This window comes from Geodermatophilus sp. DF01-2 (assembly GCF_004571065.1).
Classification (GTDB): Bacteria; Actinomycetota; Actinomycetes; order Mycobacteriales; family Geodermatophilaceae; genus Geodermatophilus.
The window spans coordinates 11,351-28,237 of the sequence record NZ_SPQN01000009.1; the positions used below are offsets into that span (position 1 = coordinate 11,351).

15 protein-coding genes and 1 pseudogene are annotated in these 16,887 nt (G+C 74.1%); 6 read left to right on the forward strand and 10 right to left on the reverse strand.

Annotation, left to right across the window (positions count from 1 at the left end):
- Window positions 1-188: 188 nt before the first annotated feature.
- Window positions 189-2,300, reverse strand: a complete 2,112-nt coding sequence (locus E4P41_RS04775; protein ID WP_167760926.1) for a fibronectin type III domain-containing protein — start codon at window positions 2,298-2,300, stop codon at window positions 189-191.
- 310 nt (window positions 2,301-2,610) lie between these two features.
- Here E4P41_RS04775 and E4P41_RS04780 point away from each other — a divergent pair, with 310 nt between their 5' ends.
- Entirely contained in the window at window positions 2,611-3,444 is an 834-nt protein-coding gene (locus tag E4P41_RS04780) for a DUF72 domain-containing protein (protein WP_245177114.1), read from the forward strand.
- A 4-nt stretch (window positions 3,445-3,448) separates the two neighbouring features.
- Here the strand turns inward: E4P41_RS04780 and E4P41_RS04785 are convergent, their stop codons facing one another.
- Both E4P41_RS04785 and E4P41_RS04790 read right to left on the reverse strand, forming a co-directional pair.
- Window positions 3,449-4,159, reverse strand: a complete 711-nt coding sequence (locus tag E4P41_RS04785; protein ID WP_135139761.1) for a hypothetical protein — start codon at window positions 4,157-4,159, stop codon at window positions 3,449-3,451.
- A gap of 103 nt (window positions 4,160-4,262) precedes the next feature.
- Window positions 4,263-5,261, reverse strand: coding sequence for a Gfo/Idh/MocA family oxidoreductase (locus E4P41_RS04790; protein ID WP_135139763.1), 999 nt, complete (start codon window positions 5,259-5,261; stop codon window positions 4,263-4,265).
- A gap of 36 nt (window positions 5,262-5,297) precedes the next feature.
- Between E4P41_RS04790 and E4P41_RS04795 the strand changes: the two genes are divergently transcribed.
- Window positions 5,298-5,579 carry a DUF4031 domain-containing protein gene (locus E4P41_RS04795; protein WP_135139765.1) on the forward strand — a complete coding sequence of 94 codons (282 nt, stop codon included), beginning with the start codon at window positions 5,298-5,300 and terminating at the stop codon, window positions 5,577-5,579.
- Here E4P41_RS04795 and E4P41_RS04800 read toward each other — a convergent pair.
- Complete coding sequence (locus E4P41_RS04800) at window positions 5,545-6,177, reverse strand: metal-dependent phosphohydrolase (RefSeq protein ID WP_135139766.1); 633 nt, start codon at window positions 6,175-6,177, stop codon at window positions 5,545-5,547. The two genes, E4P41_RS04795 and E4P41_RS04800, sit on opposite strands and share 35 nt — an antisense overlap.
- The gene (locus E4P41_RS04805; protein ID WP_135139768.1) at window positions 6,174-7,445 is read right to left on the reverse strand and encodes an ArgE/DapE family deacylase; all 1,272 of its coding nucleotides are present in this window, start codon (window positions 7,443-7,445) and stop codon (window positions 6,174-6,176) included. The genes E4P41_RS04800 and E4P41_RS04805 overlap by 4 nt, the downstream gene beginning before the upstream one ends.
- Before the next feature lie 337 nt (window positions 7,446-7,782).
- Between E4P41_RS04805 and E4P41_RS04810 the strand changes: the two genes are divergently transcribed.
- From E4P41_RS04810 to E4P41_RS04820, 3 genes and pseudogenes are all read left to right on the forward strand, one after another.
- Complete coding sequence (locus E4P41_RS04810) at window positions 7,783-9,093, forward strand: MFS transporter (RefSeq protein ID WP_135139770.1); 1,311 nt, start codon at window positions 7,783-7,785, stop codon at window positions 9,091-9,093.
- Window positions 9,094-9,435: 342 nt separating this feature from the next.
- Window positions 9,436-9,630: pseudogene (locus tag E4P41_RS23010) on the forward strand (AAA family ATPase); the annotation flags it as partial.
- A 229-nt stretch (window positions 9,631-9,859) separates the two neighbouring features.
- The gene (locus tag E4P41_RS04820; RefSeq protein ID WP_135139772.1) at window positions 9,860-10,303 is read left to right on the forward strand and encodes a DapH/DapD/GlmU-related protein; all 444 of its coding nucleotides are present in this window, start codon (window positions 9,860-9,862) and stop codon (window positions 10,301-10,303) included.
- On the opposite strand, the gene E4P41_RS04825 is transcribed toward E4P41_RS04820, so the two are convergent.
- Both E4P41_RS04825 and E4P41_RS04830 read right to left on the reverse strand, forming a co-directional pair.
- Window positions 10,297-10,548: a DUF6458 family protein gene (locus tag E4P41_RS04825; RefSeq protein WP_135139774.1), complete on the reverse strand. Its 252-nt coding sequence runs from the start codon at window positions 10,546-10,548 to the stop codon at window positions 10,297-10,299. The genes E4P41_RS04820 and E4P41_RS04825 overlap by 7 nt on opposite strands.
- A 218-nt stretch (window positions 10,549-10,766) precedes the next feature.
- Window positions 10,767-12,551 carry a DEAD/DEAH box helicase family protein gene (locus tag E4P41_RS04830; RefSeq protein WP_135139776.1) on the reverse strand — a complete coding sequence of 595 codons (1,785 nt, stop codon included), beginning with the start codon at window positions 12,549-12,551 and terminating at the stop codon, window positions 10,767-10,769.
- 360 nt (window positions 12,552-12,911) lie between these two features.
- On the opposite strand from E4P41_RS04830, the gene E4P41_RS04835 reads away from it, so the two are divergent.
- A complete protein-coding gene (locus tag E4P41_RS04835; RefSeq protein ID WP_209307547.1) occupies window positions 12,912-14,117 on the forward strand; it encodes a PLP-dependent aminotransferase family protein in 1,206 nt (401 codons plus the stop codon).
- Between the two features lie 22 nt (window positions 14,118-14,139).
- Here E4P41_RS04835 and E4P41_RS04840 read toward each other — a convergent pair whose 3' ends face one another.
- The 3 genes from E4P41_RS04840 to E4P41_RS04850 all read right to left on the reverse strand — a co-directional run bounded on the left by E4P41_RS04840 (window position 14,140) and on the right by E4P41_RS04850 (window position 16,710).
- Window positions 14,140-14,532: a type II toxin-antitoxin system VapC family toxin gene (locus tag E4P41_RS04840; protein ID WP_135139778.1), complete on the reverse strand. Its 393-nt coding sequence runs from the start codon at window positions 14,530-14,532 to the stop codon at window positions 14,140-14,142.
- Window positions 14,529-14,804, reverse strand: coding sequence for a type II toxin-antitoxin system prevent-host-death family antitoxin (locus E4P41_RS04845; protein WP_135139780.1), 276 nt, complete (start codon window positions 14,802-14,804; stop codon window positions 14,529-14,531). The genes E4P41_RS04840 and E4P41_RS04845 overlap by 4 nt, the downstream gene beginning before the upstream one ends.
- Window positions 14,805-15,024: 220 nt before the next feature.
- A complete protein-coding gene (locus E4P41_RS04850) occupies window positions 15,025-16,710 on the reverse strand; it encodes a DNA repair helicase XPB (RefSeq protein WP_135139782.1) in 1,686 nt (561 codons plus the stop codon).
- Between the last annotated feature and the right edge of the window lie 177 nt (window positions 16,711-16,887).

Here is a 16,887-nt window from a genome sequence, read left to right on the forward strand (position 1 = left end):
TCGCCAGCTCGTGCACGGGGTCTTCTCGGCAGGGGCACTCCCGGTCAGCTGTGCCCCTGCCGCGGGGCGGTCACGCGTCGCCTCCACCGGCACGCAGGCCGAGGGCCCGTCACCGGCGCGGTGACGGGCCCTCGGGTCTGTTCGGTTGTGATCGGGGCCCGGTCTCGGCCCCGTGGTGCCGGTCGGGATCAGCGCGACCGCGTCATCACCGTGACCAGGCTGGCGCCCGAGTCCGACACGACGTTGAAGCGGTTGTTCCTCGGCAGGGCCGGCCCGTTGCGGAGGTCGACCGACCAGGTGCCGTCGGCCGCGACCGGAACGTTGAGCTGGATGGTCGTGCCCGACCCCGCGACGTCACCGATCCGGAGGTGCACCCGGTTGGCCGTGGTGTCCTGCGCCGTGCCCTGGATCTTGTACTCGCGCTTGTCGGCTCGGTACTGGGCCCGGGTGACGGTCACCACGTCGTTCGGCGCGACCGTGTTGTCGACGCTCGCAGGAACCGTGCCCGTGGTCGCCGCGGTGCCGCTCTTGGCGGTGACCGAGACCGTGTACTCGACGCCGTTTCGGAGGCCGGCCACCGTGCCGGTCGTGCCGGTCGCGGAGGTGGTGACCGCAACACCGCCGTCGGCCGGAGTGGCGGTCAGGTCATACCCCGTCACCGGGCTGGCGGCGTTTCCTGGCTGGGCTGCGGTCCACTCAGCCGTGATCTGCTCGTGGCCGGGGATGACGCGGGTGAGGTTGAACGCCGCGGGCGCCGCCGCCGCGTTCGTGGTGACCGAGGCCGTCTCCGCTGCCGCCGTGCTGCCCGCCGCGTTGACCGCGGTGACCGACACCGTGTACGACGTACCGGCGGTCAGCCCGCTCAGGGCCGCCGTGGTGGCCGGCGCCTGGACCGTCGTGGTGACCGGGGTAGCGGCACCCGCTGCGTCGGTCGTCGCGCTGACCTCGTAGCTCGCCGCACCGTCGGCGGCGGTCCAGCTGACGTCGACACCGCCGCTGTCGTTGGCCGTGGCAGTCACATCGGTCGGAGCCGCAGGAGCCTGCGTCGAGTTGTCCGGCGGCGGGGTCTCACCACCGCTGCCGCCACCCGTGCCGCCGGTGGAGGTGCCCGACCCGACCGTGATCGTGCCGAGTGACTGCTGCGCCGACCACTGGCCGTTGAAGGCCTCGATCTTGATCTCGTACTGCGCGCCGGCCTCCAGACCGTCGAGCGAAACGGTGGTCCCGCCGGTCCGCTCCGCGACCTCCTGCTCAGCGTGGGTGCCACCGACCGCGGCCACCCGGTACCCGGTGACCTCCGGGGCGTCGGCGGGCTGGGTCGGGGTCTCCCAGGCAACGGTCACCGAGGTGGAGTCCGCGACCGAGGACAGCTGGGCCGTCGTCGGCGCTGTCGGCACCTGACCGTCGGGGCTCGGCGGGCAGCCGCCCATCCCTGGGCCGGGGATCTCCTCGAACTCGTTCTGGGTCAGGCCCAGCGCCGGTTCCTCGCCCGCCATCCAGGCTGCGAAGACGTGGTCGCCCTCGAGCACGCGGTCGTAGTCGGCCTCGGTGTAGAGGGTGTAGGTGCCCACGATCTCGCCGGTGGCAGGGTCGGCCGTGGCCGAGGCGTCCCACAGACCGGGCTCGCCGTTGGGGTGTTCTGCGTCCGGCACCAGGGTGATCCCCATGGCCCGGTTGTCGGACAGGCCGGGGTCCTCCCCCGGCGGGGTCTTGTCGTCGTCGTTCTCCGGGTTGACCGTCTCGATGACGAACCGAGCCGGGTCCCACCACGGGTCGCCGGGATCGTAGGTGCCACGGATCGCGACCGTCCCCGTACCGCGAACCCGGTTCTCCGGGTCTCCCGGGACCACCTCGCCGGAGGGCGTGAAACCGCTGCCTTCGACCGCGGTCACCGTGGGGGAGGCCGTGATCGCGGAGTCCGTGAAGGCCTCTCCGCTGAACGAGACCTTCACCTCGTCGCCCGGCTTGATGGTGGGGGTGACCCCGATCCAACACTCGCCACCAGGGTGGTTGAACTCCAGGAAGCCGGTCTCGTCCACCGTTCCTCGGCCGATGCCGATGGTCTCGGTTCCCCGGATCACCTCGACCGTGGCTTCCTGCCCGGCCTGGGCGACGTAGCCCTCCAGAGCCACCATGCTCCGCTTGTTGAAGATCTCGATGTTGCCGGGGCCGGTCGGTGGGGTTCCCGCCTGGGCGCTGCTGGCGAGGGTCACTGCTGCGCTGGTGACCGTGACGGCGGCCAGGCCGCCGGCCATCAGCCGCTTGGGGGATCGGGATGCTCGCGACGCGGGGGGGAGCACAGCTCCGTGTCCACCCCCGCGACCGCCGTGCTGGGTCGGTCGTGTCCTGGTCATCGCCTTCTCCGCAGTCGCGCCGTGCCCGCTCCTGCAGCGGGTCGGTCTCGTGGGAGTCACAGTCGTTGCCGCGACGCGGTACCGGCAGCCGAGCGGAGGGGGCCGTCCTGTCCCCAATGCGGGGGGACGACGTTGGTCGTACGACCTCTCCGTGAGTTCGTCCGACGGGCCGCTCACCAGGTCGGCGCCGCCGATCGCGTCGTCCCAGGGCGCCGCGCGTCGTCGGGAGAGGGTGGGGTAAGCGGCACCCGTGGCCATGGTGATCGGGACGTCGGGCTGGCAGTACCGGGACTGGCGCGGCCGCTTCTATCCCCCGAAGCTGCCGCAGCGGCTGTGGCTGGAGCACCACGCCGGGCACTTCGCCACCGTCGAGAGCAACAACGCCTTCTACCGGTTGCCGGAGCGGGCGACGTTCGAGGCGTGGCGTGCCCGCACCCCGCCGGACTTCCGCTGGGCGGTCAAGGCCAGCCGGTTCCTCACCCACGTCAAGCGGCTGCGCGACCCGGAGGAGCCGGTCGCCCGGCTGATGCAGCGGGTGGCCGGCCTCGGCGACCGGCTGGACGCCGTCCTGCTGCAGCTGCCGCCCACGCTGAAGGCCGATGTGGAGCTGCTCAGCGTCTGCCTCGCGCAGTTCCCGGCGGGCACCCGCGTCGCCGTCGAGCCCCGGCACGAGAGCTGGTGGACCGACGAGGTCCGCGCCCTGCTGGAGCGCTACCAGGCGGCGCTGTGCTGGGCGGACCGGGCCGAGCAGCCGGTCGCACCCCTGTGGCGCACCGCCGAGTGGGGGTATTTCCGGCTGCACACCGGCGCCGAAGGCTGGGGTTACCGACCGGAGACCCTGCAGCTGTGGGCCGAGCGGCTGTCGGCGGCCTACGGGAACGACGACGTCCTCGTGTACTTCAACAACGACCCCGGCGGTGCCGCCGTCGTCGACGCCGTGGTGTTCGCCGAGGCGGTGCGGCGCACCGGCCGGACGCCGACCCGCGTGCCGACCCTCGATCAGGCGTCCGGCCGGGCCTGGGCCCCGCCGGAGACGCCGCAGGCCGGGGCGCCGCTCGCGGGAGCGGGCCCCGGCCTGCCGGACGGGTGAACCCTCAGTCGTCGTCGGAGTCGCGGCCCCGGTCGTCGGACTCACTGCCTTCGGCGGCCTCCTCGGCCGCGCGCTCAGCGGCCTCGCGGGCCGCTTCGTCAGCCTCGCGCTGGGCCTCCGCGGCGGCTTCGGCGGCGCGCTGGGCCTCCTCACGGGCCTCCTCCTCGGCCTCGCGCTGCGCCTCGGCGGCGGCTTCGGCGGCCTCACGCCGGTCCTCGGCAGCCTCCTCGGCGGCCTCGCGCTTGTCCTCGGCAGCCTCCTCGGCGGCCTCGCGAGCCTCTTCCTCGGCCTCCCGGCCGGCCCGCGCCGGGTCGTCGGAGTCGTCACCGGAGGCCTCCTCGTCCGGGACGTCGCCCGGGGAGTCGGTGCCCGAGCCGTCGGTCTCGGTGGCGTCATCGGCCGGATCGGTGCCCGAGTCGCCGGCCTCGGTGTCGTCGCCCGGGGAATCGGTGCCGGAGTCGTCGCTCTCGTCGGTGTCGCCCGGTGGATCGGTGTCGGAGTCGTCGGTCTCCTCGGCCGAGTCCGGCAGGTCGAAGGGGGAGACCACCTCGACGGCGCCGGCAACGGTGTCCTGCACCGGCGTGGGCAGGACACCGGCGGCGCCGGCCCCGGTCACGCCGGCGACGGCGATGCCGAGACCGGCCGCGGCCTGGCTGACGGTGGAGGCGGCCGCCACCTTGGCGGCGAGGGCGGCGAGGCCTTCGATGAGGAACACGCGAGGCTCCAGTGGGGTCGTCGATGACCGGCCGGGCGGGCGGTCCCTGTGACCATCGGCGCACTGACCGGCGGCTTGAGGCGGGTCACCCGTCGGGGTGGGGTCAGCGCAGCACGTACGGGTCTTCCCTGTGCGCGACGCCGAGCTGGTCGGCCGCCTCACCGAGCACCGTCTGGACGGCGAGGGTGTCGGCGAGCGGCATCACCGCGCTCTCGGTGCGCCCGGCCCGCAGGCACTCGGTGACCTCGGCCAGCTCGTGCGAATAGCCGGTGCCGGCCGGTGGGAGGGTGATCTCCTCGGGCTCGGCACCGATGCGGTGCAGGACGATGGTCCGCGGGTGGTGGAAGCGGGGCAGGACGTCGATCCAGCCGGAGGTGCCGAAGACGCGGGCCTGCCCGGGCGTCGGATGGCGCAGCGACGTGGTGAGCGTGGCCGACCGGCCGTCGGCGTACCCCAGCAGGAGGGCGGCCTCGGCGTCGACGCCGGTGGTGAACAGCGAGCCGGTCGCGGTGACGGTGTCCGGGGCGCCGAGCAGCATCTGGGCGAACGAGACGACGTAGACGCCGAGGTCCAGCAGCGCCCCGCCGCCGAGCTCCAGCGCGAACAACCGGTCGGCCGGGTCGAAGTCGCGTGCGACGCCCAGGTCGGCCTGCACCGTGCGGACCTCCCCGATCGCGCCGTCGGCGACCAGCTCCCGCAGCCGGACGACGGCCGGCTGGAAGCGCGTCCACATCGCCTCCATGACGAAGACGCCGCGCTCGCGCGCCCGCTCGACGACCTCGGCGGCGCCGGCGGTCGTCGCGGTGAACGCCTTCTCCACCAGCAGCGCCTTGCCGGCGTCGGTGGCGGCCAGTGCGACGGCGGAGTGCTGGGCGTGCGGGGTGGCGACGTAGAGGACGTCGACGTCCGGGTCGGCCACGATGTCGGCGTAGGAACCGTGCGCCCGCTCGAGCCCGTGCCGCTGCGCGAAGGCCGCCGCGCGCTCGGCCGACCGAGAGGCGACCGCCACCGGCCGGGCGCTGGGCACGTGCGCGAAGTCGGCCATGACGTTCTCGGCGATGCGGCCGGGCCCCACCACGCCCCAGCGGATCTCGTCGCTCATCAGCAGCACGGTAGTGCGACCGGCAGACTGGCCGGCGTGGCGGTGCTGATCGACCCCCCGGTGTGGCCGTGGCGCGGGCGGCGCTGGTCACACCTGGTCAGCGACGTCTCCTACGAGGAGCTGCACGCCTTCGTCTCCGCCGAGCTCGGCATTCCCCGGCGGGCGTTCCAGGGCGACCACTACGACGTCCCCGACGAGCTCTACGACGTCGCCGTGGCCGCCGGCGCGGAACCCGTGGGCGCTCGCGAGCTGCTCGCCCGGCTGATGGGGGCGGGTCTGCGACTCAAGAAGCGCCGGATCTCGCCCTCAGCAGGCTGAGCTCGGCGGCGAGGTTGGCCCGAGCCCGCGGCGTCCACCTCGCGGCGACCGCCGGCAGCCGGTACAGCGCGGGCAGCGCCAGCAGGTGGTCGAGGACGGCGGTGCGCCCGGCGGTGAACTCGGCGTCGGAGAGGTGCCCGTACTCCTCCCGGACCGCCGAGGCATAGCCCGCGTAGGCCTCGGGCGGGCCGGCCAGCACCGCGAGGTCGGCGTCGCAGAGCACCGCGCCGTTCGCGTCGTCCGGGCCGGGGTCGTGCCCGGCGGTGAGCAGCACGAGCCGGGAGACCTCCTCGACCCGATCCGGAGGCACCAGCCCGCGCAGCCCGGCTCGCGCCCGCTCGGCGCTGACCCGCTCGTTGTCGACGCGGCGGGGGTCGTAGACGACGTCGTGGTACCAGGCGGCCAGCCGCACCGCGTCGGGGTCGGTCGCGGCGCCGGCCAGCTCGCCGACCAGCCCGAGCACCGCGGCCAGGTGGGCCAGGTCGTGGTAGCGGCGGTGCGGCTCGCCCCACGCGGCGACGACGGCGGCCCACTCGGTGCGGGAGGTGGGGGAGTCGCCGGCCAGTCGGGTCCACGCCTCGAAGCCGACGAGACTCATCGGACGCCGCAGGTCCGGACCACCAGCAGGGCGAACGCCCGGGCGGCGGTGACCAGCTCGTCGACCGGCACCCGCTCCAGCGGCCCGTGGGCCAGGTGCAGGTCGCCGGGCCCGTAGTGGAGCGTCGGCACCCCGGCCGCGGTGTAGAGCCGCAGGTCGCTGCCGGCCGGAATGGCCCGCTCGGGTGGCACGCCGACTCCCGTGTCGGCGACCGCCCGCTGGACGGCGGGCAGCAGGGGATGGCCGGGGGGCAGCGAGCCGCTGGCGAAGGCGCCGCCGGTCCAGGTCAGGCGCACCGGATGGTCTGCCAGCCAGGGGTCGGCGGCGCAGATCCCGGCCAGCCGCCGCTCGAACGCCGTCCGCGCCTCGGCGACGTCCTCGCCCAGCCGGACGCCGTAGCGACCGTCGGCGACCAGCCGGTCGGGCACCGAGCTGGCCCAGTCGCCGGCCCGCACGCGGCCGATGTTGATGCCGTAGGGGTACGGCGCGCCGCCGAAGCGCGGATCGGCCCCGACCTGCCGCTCGGCCTCGAACGCGCGCAGCCCGGCGTGCACGTCGGCGAACAGCTCGACCGCGCTGACCCCCCGGTCGCGGTGAGCGGCGTGCGCGGCGTGGCCGGTCACCTCCAACCGGAAGGTCAGCGCCCCGGCGTTGGCGGTGACCACCGCACCGGCGGTCGGCTCGGGGATCACGCACACCTCGCCGCGGTGCCCGCGCTGCAGGGTCGCCCACGCCCCGAGGCCGCCGTCCTCCTCGCCGACGACGGCGTGCACGGCAGCCGGGCGGACCAGCCGCACGCCCGCCGTCCGGACGGCGGCCACCGCGGCGAGGGCGGCGACGACGCCGGCCTCCATGTCGCAGGACCCGCGGCCGAGGACCGCGCCGTCGACGACGCGCGGGTCGAACGGGTCGGCCGGCCACAGCGACCGCTCACCGGGCGGGACGACGTCGGTGTGGCCGGAGAACACCAGCGCCGGCAGGCTCTCCTCGGTGGCCGGGACGGTGCCGACGACGCCCCACGCCTCGCTCCGCTCGACCTCCTGGCCGGGGGCCTCGGGGGCCGTGGCCGCGGCGGCGAGGTCGATCGGCCACCGGTCGACGGCGCAGCCGAGCTCCTCCAGCCAGTCGGCGACCAGGTGCTGGACCTCGCTCTCGGCGGCCGTGCCCCCGACCGAGGGGACGGCCACCAGATCGCGCAGCCGGGAGACCGCCCACGCCTCGTCGACGGCGGAGAGGACGCGCGCCTCGGCATCGGTCAGGTCGGCCACGGCCGGAGTCTGGCACGGCGCGGACGGCCCAGGTCGGTCGTTCCGGGCCGTGTGACCGGGCGCGGACAGGGGTAGCGTGAAGAGTGTCCGGGCCGGGTGCATCGTGCCCCCGGGTGCCAATTTGGTTACGCCTTCGCGGACCACCGCCCCGACTCCGGTCGGGGGTCTGGAGCCGCGTTGTGCCGCTCGCCGCGAGGCGGCCGTCATCCGGTCCGGACCCTCTCCTCCGGCAGCCCCCGTCCACCGCGGACGGCGGCCGTCACGATCGACGTGCCGCCGTGCGTCGGCCGCCTTACTGTCGTCCCGGGGCAGGAACCGGGCAACGTCAGGAGCTCCCATGGCCGGCACGGTGGACCGCGGAACGAGCACGAGCACGGTCGAGGAACGGCACCGGCTCCCGATACGGACCCTCGTCTCGGCGAGCATCGGCAACGCCGTCGAGTGGTTCGACTGGACGGTCTACGCCACCTTCGTCGTCTTCTTCGCCGGCCAGTTCTTCCCGGCCGAGAACGAGGCGCTCGCGCTGATCGGGGCGACGTCGACGTATGCGCTCGCCTTCTTCTTCCGGCCGCTGGGCGGCATCCTGCTCGGCCGGTTCGCCGACCTCCGCGGCCGCAAGGCCGGGATGCTGCTGACCATCCTGCTGATGGCCGGCGGCTCGATGGTGATCGCGATCCTGCCCACGTACGAGCAGGTGGGCTGGCTGGCCCCGATCCTGCTGCTGCTCGCCCGCGTCGCCCAGGGCATGTCGCTGGGCGGGGAGGTCTCCAACGCCTCGGCCTACCTGGGCGAGATCGCCCCTCCGGACCACCGCGGCCGGTACTCGTCGTTCTTCTACATCTCCACCGGTTCGGCGCTGCTGGCCGCGTCCCTGCTCGGCGTCCTGCTGACCAACGTGCTCACCCGGCCGCAGCTGGAGTCCTACGGCTGGCGGATCGCCTTCTTCATCGGTGGCCTGCTGGGCCTGGTCGGCATGTGGCTGCGCCGGTCGCTGGTGGAGACCGAGCAGTTCGAGGAGAACGCGGAGAAGGCGCGGGCGACCAAGCACCCGCTGTGGCAGACGATCCGCCACCACCCGAAGGCCGTGGTGCAGCTGTGTGCCATCACCCTGCTGTCGACCCTGTCCTACTACACCTTCTTCAGCGCGCTGACCCCGTTCGCGATCACGTTCCGCGGCGCGGACGGGACCGACGTCTTCCTCGCGCTCTCCATCGGCACCGCGCTGTTCGTAGCGCTCTGCTACCCCTTCGGGGCGCTCTCCGACCGCTTCGGCCGCAGACCGCAGATGCTCGTCTGGTCGGCCGCGTACGCGCTGCTCATCGTGCCGCTGTCCTATCTCGTGCGAGACAACCTGCTGTCGCTCATCGTGGTGTTCTGCACGGGGCTGGGGCTCTACGCCCTGCTGGCCTCGATCGCGCCGGCGATCATGAGCGAGCTGTTCCCCACCGAGCTCCGGGCCACCGGCATCGGTGCCTGGTACAACCTCACGGTCGCCACGTTCGGCGGCACCGCGCCGCTGGTCATCGTCTGGCTGTCGAACAACGACCGGCCGCTGTGGTTCTTCTGGTACGTCGCGATCGCCGCGGCCATCGCGTTCGTCGTCATCCTCACCACCCTGCGCGAGACCAAGGGCACCGAGCTGCGCTGAGGGCCGGCTGAGGGGCCTCAGGCGGCGGCACGGCGGGCGAGAACGCCCGATCGACCGACGCCGCGGCCCACCCCTCAGCACGACCGTCGTCGTCACCGGACACCGACGACGACAGGAGACGGTCATGACCTTCCACCCGAGCCCCGGACTGGAGGCCGAGCTGGCCTACCGCCGTGAGGTGCTGCAGCGCAGCGGTCGCGGCACCCGCACGCGGCGCGGACTCCGGACCCGCCGGCGGGCGAGCTGAGCGTCGCGGGCACCACCCGCGTCCCGGTCGCACCGGTCCCGTCGGGGGACCGTGCCACGATCGGCACCGTGCCCCAGTGGGACGACCGACCGCTGGTGGGCCGGGACGCGGAGCTCGCTCGCCTGCTCGCCGCGGTCGACCGCCGCCTCGACGGGCGCACCTGCGCGGTGCTGCTGGCCGGCGATGCCGGCGTCGGCAAGACCCGGCTGCTCGACGAGCTCGCCGCCCGCGCCGCGGACCGCGGCCTGCGCGTGCTCACCGGCCACTGCGTGGGCCTCGGCGACGTCGGGCTGCCCTACCTGCCGTTCGTCGACCGGTTGCGCCCGGTGGCCGCCGGAGCGGGGCAGCCCGGCCTGCCGGCGCTGTTGTCCGGCCGGGTCACCTCCGGCGTCCCCGAGCTGCCGGCCGGGGACGCCGCCGACCTCGGCCGCCCGCTGACGCCCCGGCCGCTCCTGGACGACGGCCGGCTGCAGCTGTTCGAGTCGGTCGCGGGCCTCCCGACCGAGCTGGCCCGGGCCGGTGCGGGCCCGGCGCTCCGGCGACACCGACGTCGAGCTGCGGGTGCTGTTCAACCTCGCCGTCGTCCCGTACGAATCCGGGGACGTCGGCGCGACGCTGCGCTGGGTGGACACGGCGCTGGCGCGAGCGGTCGAGCTGGGCGTCGAGTGGTCGTTCTACGGCGTCGAGCACGGCTACGCCACCACGCTGACCGCGCGCACGGTCGGCCGGGACTGCCGGGTCAACCAGCAGGTCACCGTCGGGCACACCGGCCGCGGCCAGCCGGTGATCGGCGACCGGGTGAGCATCGGGGCCGGCGCCGTCGTGGTCGGCCCGGTGACGGTGGGGGACGACGCCCGTATCGGCGCCAACGCCACCGTCGTCCGCGACGTGCCGCCGGGCGCGGCCATGCTCGCCCCGCCCGCCGTTCCCGGGGAGCGGAGAGGAGGACGGCCGGGTCAGTAGGTCTCGTTGGTGGTGGTCCGCTGGGCCGGCCCGTCCGAGGCGGGCGGTCCGTAGGAGTCGGTGCGGGTGACCCGACGCCGCTGGCGCGGGCCCCAGACCGCGACCTCCAGCACGATGCCGAGTGCGCCGACGATCATGAGGATCCAGCCGACCACCTGCAGGTCGACTCCGCTGAGGTCGACGCGCAGGGCGGAGATGAGGATCGCACCGAGTGCAAGCAGGACGATCGCTGTTCCGAGTCGCATGCTGATTCCCCTTCCTCGAGGTCGCGGTGCTGCAGCGGGGCACGACGCGACCGGCGGCGGTCGCCGCGAAGCGACTGGTGCCCGGGACGGACGTCGCCGATCCCGGTCGGCCACCGATCCCACCCGATCGGGTGGGACCCGAGGAGCGTGGGGGGAGCCACACGTGAGGCGGGTCTGACCGTGACAGCCGTCCGCCGGTGATCAACCGGCGGGCGGACTCACAGCATGGTGCGGAGGCGCTCGCGGCGGGCGCGCAGGACGTCGACCGACGCCGAGGCCGACGGCGGCCCGGGCACGGCCTTGCGCAGCTCGGTGTGCACCACCGCGTGCGGCGTCGACGTCTTCGCCGACACCCGGCTGACCAGCCGGTTGATCTCCCGCCGGAGCTCCGCGGCGTCGCGCCACGAGCGGCCGGCGTCGTCCTCGTCCGGGTGGTTCTCCACGATCGGCAGCTCACCGGTGTCGTCGCCGGAGTGTGCGCGCTGGGCGATGCGCATCCGCAGCTCGTCGTCCCGCTTGGCCAGCAGCGACGCCGTCTGCTCGGCGGTGAGCAGGCCGGGGATGCCGAGGAAGTCCTCCTCCTCGGCGGCGAGCGGCGCCGCGGCCGGGCGGCCCTCGCCGGTGTGCGCGGTGCCACTGGCCAGCACGTGCGCGAAGCGGGCGTCGGCCTCGAGCGCCTCGAACTGCTTCATGGTGGCCGGCTCGCGCTCCTCGGGCGGCAGCGGCTCGAGGTCCAGCTCGTCGCCCTGCACCGTCTTCGGCGGGGGCATGACGTGGTTGCGCTGCTCCTCCATCGAGGCGGCGAGGGAGAGCAGCGGCCGGACGGCGGGGAGGAACACCGTGGCCGACTCGTGCGACGCCCGGGCGCGGACGACGCGGCCGACGGCCTGGGCGAAGAACAGCGGCGTCCGGTAGGAGGTCATCCACGCCAGGACGGCGGCCCGCGGGACGTCGACGCCCTCGGAGATCATCCGAACGCAGACCGCGATCCGGGCCGAGCCGGTGGCGAAGCGCTCGATCTTCTTCGACGCCTTGGGGTCGTCGGACAGGATCAGCTCGGGGGCCTTGCCGGTGACCCGGCGGACGATCGTGGCGTAGGCGCGGGCGTCGTCCTGGTCGCTGGCGAGGATCAGCCCGGCGGCGTCGGGCATGCCGCCCTCCTCGCGCAGGTGGGTGATCCGGTCGTCCATCGCGGCGATGACGTGCGGCACCCACTGGCCCTTGGGGTCCAGCGCGGTCCGCCACGCCTGCATCTCCACCGAGCGGGTGCCGGCCTCGGACAGGGAGGCGGCGACCACCTCGCCGGCGGAGTTCCGCCAGCGCGACGTCCCGGTGTAGGCGGCGAAGACGACCGGGCGGACGACGCTGTCGGCCAGCGCCTCCTTGTAGCCGTAGGTGTAGTCGGCCCGGCTGACGAGCCCGCCCTCCTCGGCCTCGAAGCCGTCCTCCTCGTAGCGGACGAAGGGGATGCGCTCGTCGGGCTTGGTGCGGAACGGCGTCCCGGTCAGGCACAGCCGGCGGGCGGCGAAGCCGTACGCCTCCTCGATGGCCTCGCCCCAGGACAGGCCGTCACCGGCGTGGTGCACCTCGTCGAGGACGACGAGCGTCTTCACCGCGGTGGCGCGGGCCGCGTGCAGCATCGGCTTGCCGGCGACCTGCGCGTAGGTGGTCACGTAGCCCTGGGTGCCGGCGCGCACCGGCCCGACGGCGTTGGTGAGACCCGGGTCGAGGACGATGCCCATCCGGTCGGCCGCGTCGGCCCACTGCAGTCGCAGGTGGTCGGTGGGGCAGACGACGACCACGCGGGCGACCTCACGCCGCTGCAGCAGCCGCGCGGCGAGGGTGAGGGCGAAGGTCGTCTTGCCGGCGCCCGGCGTCGCGGTCACGAGGAAGTCCTTCGGGGACTCCTGCTCGTACTGGTCAAGAGCGGCCTGCTGCCAGGCCCGGAGCGATCGGCCGGTTCTCTGCGGGGCGACCGCCTCCGCGCGTGCTGCACTCGCCATGTCGAGGGTCATCCTGCCTGCGCCCGGGGCAACACGCCCAACCGGCCACCTCCCGCGCGCGCCGCGGCCGGCGACGTATGGAGCCGAGCGGTGCGGCGCCGACCTGCGGCGATGTCGCTGCCGGCCCCTGGGTGTGGGGATCGCCATGCCGTGACGGACCGGGTCGTCCGTCCCGCGCGCCACGGACTCTCCGCCGACCCCAGCCGCCCCACCGCGGCGCCGTGACGGCGTCCCGGCGTCGGCAGTCGTACGCTGGATGCGGCCCCTCGACCAGGAGGCCCTCCCGGCCCGGACGGCAGCGGCACACCACCCGCGCTCCGGTGCCGCCTCCCCTCACCGCAGAGTCCTCCTGGAGCTCCCGTGCCCTCCGCCGTCCTCTCCCGCCCCGACCCCGTCCTGGCCGAGCGCCTGGCCGGCGTAGCCAGCTCACCGGTGCGCGAGCTGCTGGCCCTCCTCGAGCGGCCGGAGGTCATCTCCTTCGCCGGTGGCCTGCCGGCGCCCGAGCTGTTCGACCTCGACGGCGTCCGGACCGCCTACGAGCACGTGCTGTGGGGGCCCCACGCCCGCCGGGCGCTGCAGTACGCGCCCACCGAGGGCGACCGGGAACTGCGGGCGCGGGTCGCCGCCCGGATGACCGCGCGCGGCCTGCTCACCACCATCGACGACCTGCTGGTCACCTCCGGCTCGCAGCAGGCGCTCGCCCTCGTCGCGACGGCGCTGCTGGACCCGGGGGCCGTCGTGCTGGTCGAGGACCCGACCTACCTCGCGGCGCTGCAGTGCTTCCAGCTCGCCGGCGCCCGGGTGGTCCCCGTGCCCACCGACGAGCACGGCATCGACCCGTCCGCGCTCGCCGACGTCCTGGAGCGGGAGCGGCCGGCGCTGCTCTACCTCGTCCCGACCTTCGCCAACCCCACCGGCCGTACGATGCCGGCGGACCGGCGGGCCGAGGTCGTCGAGCTGACCGCCGGGCACGGCGTCTGGGTGGTCGAGGACGACCCCTACGGGGAGCTGCGCTACCGGGGCGCCCCGGTGCTCCCGCTGGCCGCGCAGCCGGGTGCCGACGGGCACGTGCTGCACCTCGGCAGCTTCTCCAAGATCGCGGCCCCCGGGCTGCGGCTGGGGTGGCTGCGGGCGCCGTCCCGGCTGCTGCCCGCGCTGACCGTCGCCAAGCAGGCCGCGGACCTGCACACCTCCACGGTCGACCAGGCCGCGGCAGCGGCCTGGTTCGCCGCGACCGACGTGGAGTCGCACGTCCTCCGGCTGTGTGCCGCCTACCGCGATCGCCGGGACGCCCTGGTGGACGCCCTGCCCGGCGCGCTGCCGCCGGGGAGCACCTGGACCGACCCCGACGGCGGCATGTTCGTGTGGGTCCGGCTGCCTGGGGTGGTCGACACCGCCGATCTGCTGCACCGGGCGCTGGCCCACGACGTCGCCTTCGTGCCCGGCGCCGCCTTCTACGCCGGAACGCCGGACCGCGCCACGCTGCGGCTGTCGTTCACCACGAACACCCCGGCGCGGATCGCCGAGGGGATGCGCCGGCTGGGCACGGTCCTGGCGGAGGCCTGATGGCGGGGCTGTCGAGCGAGGGTCAGGACGGCGCGACCACAGGCAGCCCCACCTCGGTGGCCGCTCGTGCGAGTCGCTCGTCGTAGACCACGAACGCCTCGAGGATCGGGCCGAGACTCAGGGCTGTCGCCAGATGGACGGCGTCGAGGCTGCGCAGAGACGGCGGGCCGAGGTCCGCAGCCGACTCGAGCAGGACCCTGCTCACCGGGACGAGGTCGACGCCGGCCAGGAGCGTCCGGGCTCGCGGTACTCCGGCGGAGTCGACTCGCGCCACCGCGCGGATGACCTCGACTCTCACGAGGTCGCTGGCCGTGACCGACAGCGGGGCCCGGCCCGACAGCCACGCCTCCAGTGCTGCCGACTCCGGCTCTTCCACCACGAGCTTGACGAGTGCGGAGGAGTCAAGAGCGATCACAACCGCTCGGCGCGCTGCTCGTCGAGGGCCTCGGACACGCTGAGCGCCCCTGGTCGGGGCCTGATGCGGTCGGGGATGCGAAACGGTGCGCTGGCGGGGATCAGCCGCCCCTCGGCGATCAATCGCTCGCGCGCCGTCGCCGCGGGAGAGGGCGGAGCGAGGACGGCCACCAGTTCACCTCGCTCGGTCACCTCGACGGTCTCGCCCGCCTTGACCAGAGCCAGGTACCGGCTCGCGTTCTGCCGCAGCTCACGCACTCCGATCCGGGTCACGCCGACCATAGTAGCACCGGATGTGCTACAGACTCAGAAACTCCGGAGCAGGTCTACGGATCGCGCGGGAGCCGGTCCTCGACTGCGGTGACCGCGATGGTCACCCGACACCGCCCGAGGTAGAGCCATGTGCGCGCACGTCGGGGCGGAGATCGTCAGCCGTTGCAACCCGATCGAAAGGGCCCGAAAGCGCGACAACGCGGCCGTCCTACCCTCCGGCTCAGTCGGCGGGCTCGTCGACCCAGTCGGGACCGTTGACCTCGCCTGGGCCGGCCAGGTCGGCGGCGTCGACGATGGTGTACGCGTAGCCCTGCTCGGCGAGGAAGCGCTGGCGGTGTGCGGCGTACTCGGCGTCCAGGGTGTCGCGGCTGACCACCGTGTAGAAGTGGGCCTGCCGGCCGTCGGCCTTCGGTCGCAGCACCCGGCCCAGCCGCTGGGCCTCCTCCTGACGCGAGCCGAACGTCCCCGACACCTGCACGGCGACCGCGGCCTCGGGCAGGTCGATGGAGAAGTTGGCGACCTTGGAGACGACCAGGGTCTTGACCTCTCCGGCGCGGAAGGCGTCGAAGAGCTTCTCCCGCTCCCGGTTGGTGGTCGATCCCTGGATGACCGGAGCGTCGAGCGCCCGCCCGAGCTCGTCGAGTTGGTCGAGGTAGGCGCCGATGACCAGCTTCTGCTCGTCGGGGTGGCGGTCGAGCACCCGACGGATCACCGGCAGCTTGGACGAGGCCGTCGCCGCGATGCGGTACCGCTCCTCGGGTTCCGCGACGGCGTAGGTCATGCGCTCGTCGTCGTCGAGCGAGACCCGTACCTCGATGCACTCGGCGGGTGCGATGTAGCCCTGCGACTCGATGTCGCGCCAGGGCGCGTCGTACCGCTTCGGGCCGATGAGGGAGAAGACGTCGTCCTCCCGGCCGTCCTCGCGGACCAGCGTGGCGGTCAGGCCCAGCCGGCGGCGGGACTGCAGGTCGGCGGTGAGCCGGAAGATCGGTGCGGGCAGCAGGTGCACCTCGTCGTAGACGATCAGGCCCCAGTCCTGCGCGTCGAACAGGTCCAGGTGCCGGTACTCGCCCTTCCGGCGGGTGGTGATCACCTGGTAGGTCGCGATGGTGACCGGCCGGATCTCCTTGCGCTCTCCGGAGTACTCGCCGATCTCGTCCTCGGTCAGCGAGGTGCGGGCCAGCAGTTCGCGCTTCCACTGCCGCCCGGCGACGGTGTTGGTGACCAGGATCAGCGTGGTCGCCTTGGCCTCGGCCATCGCCGCGGCGCCCACCAACGTCTTGCCGGCCCCGCAGGGCAGGACGACGACGCCCGAGCCGCCGGCCCAGAAGCCCTCGACGGCCTCCTGCTGGTAGTCGCGCAGGTGCCAGCCGTCCTGCGCCAGCTCGATGGGATGGGCCTGCCCGTCGACGTAGCCGGCGAGGTCCTCGGCCGGCCAGCCGACCTTGAGCAGCGCCTGCTTGAGCCGCCCGCGCTCCGAGGGATGGACGACGACGGTGTCCTCGTCGATGCGCGCACCGAGCATCGGCGCCACCCGCTTGCTCCGGATGACCTCCTCCAGCACCGCGCGGTCGGAGGTGGTGAGCACCAGCCCGTGCACCGGGTCGTTGGCCAGGGTCAGCCGGCCGAAGCGGTCCATCGTGTCGGCGACGTCGACCAGCAGCGCGTGCGGCACCGGGTAGCGCGAGTACCGCACCAGCGCGTCGACGACCTGCTCGGCGTCGTGCCCGGCGGCGCGCGCGTTCCACAACGCCAACGGCGTCACCCGGTAGGTGTGCACGTGCTCGGGTGAGCGCTCCAGCTCGGCGAACGGCGCGATCGCCGCCCGGCAGTCGCGGGCGGCGGGGTGGTCGACCTCGAGCAGCAGGGTCTTGTCCGACTGGACGATCAAGGGGCCGTCAGACACGCGGGACCTTCCGGGAGGGGGAGGGGACGGCGGCCGCGTACGGCCTCCAAGCACGGTAACCACGGGGACCGACAGGGCCTTCCCGGCCGCCGGCAGCACCGGTCCCCAGCGCTGGCTGTGCGCTTACGGTGGTCTTCCAGCGCCGCGGCGTCAGACCACACTGTGCGCACACCACCG

What these genes read in the sequence shown, in the direction of transcription:
- E4P41_RS04825 (WP_135139774.1), bottom strand. Translation starts at nt 10,548, where the DNA reads ATGCGACTCGGAACAGCGATCGTCCTGCTTGCACTCGGTGCGATCCTC.
- E4P41_RS04810 (WP_135139770.1), top strand. Translation starts at nt 7,783, where the DNA reads ATGGCCGGCACGGTGGACCGCGGAACGAGCACGAGCACGGTCGAGGAA.
- E4P41_RS04790 (WP_135139763.1), bottom strand. Translation starts at nt 5,261, where the DNA reads ATGAGCGACGAGATCCGCTGGGGCGTGGTGGGGCCCGGCCGCATCGCC.
- E4P41_RS04800 (WP_135139766.1), bottom strand. Translation starts at nt 6,177, where the DNA reads ATGAGTCTCGTCGGCTTCGAGGCGTGGACCCGACTGGCCGGCGACTCC.
- E4P41_RS04780 (WP_245177114.1), top strand. Translation starts at nt 2,611, where the DNA reads ATGGTGATCGGGACGTCGGGCTGGCAGTACCGGGACTGGCGCGGCCGC.
- E4P41_RS04830 (WP_135139776.1), bottom strand. Translation starts at nt 12,551, where the DNA reads ATGGCGAGTGCAGCACGCGCGGAGGCGGTCGCCCCGCAGAGAACCGGC.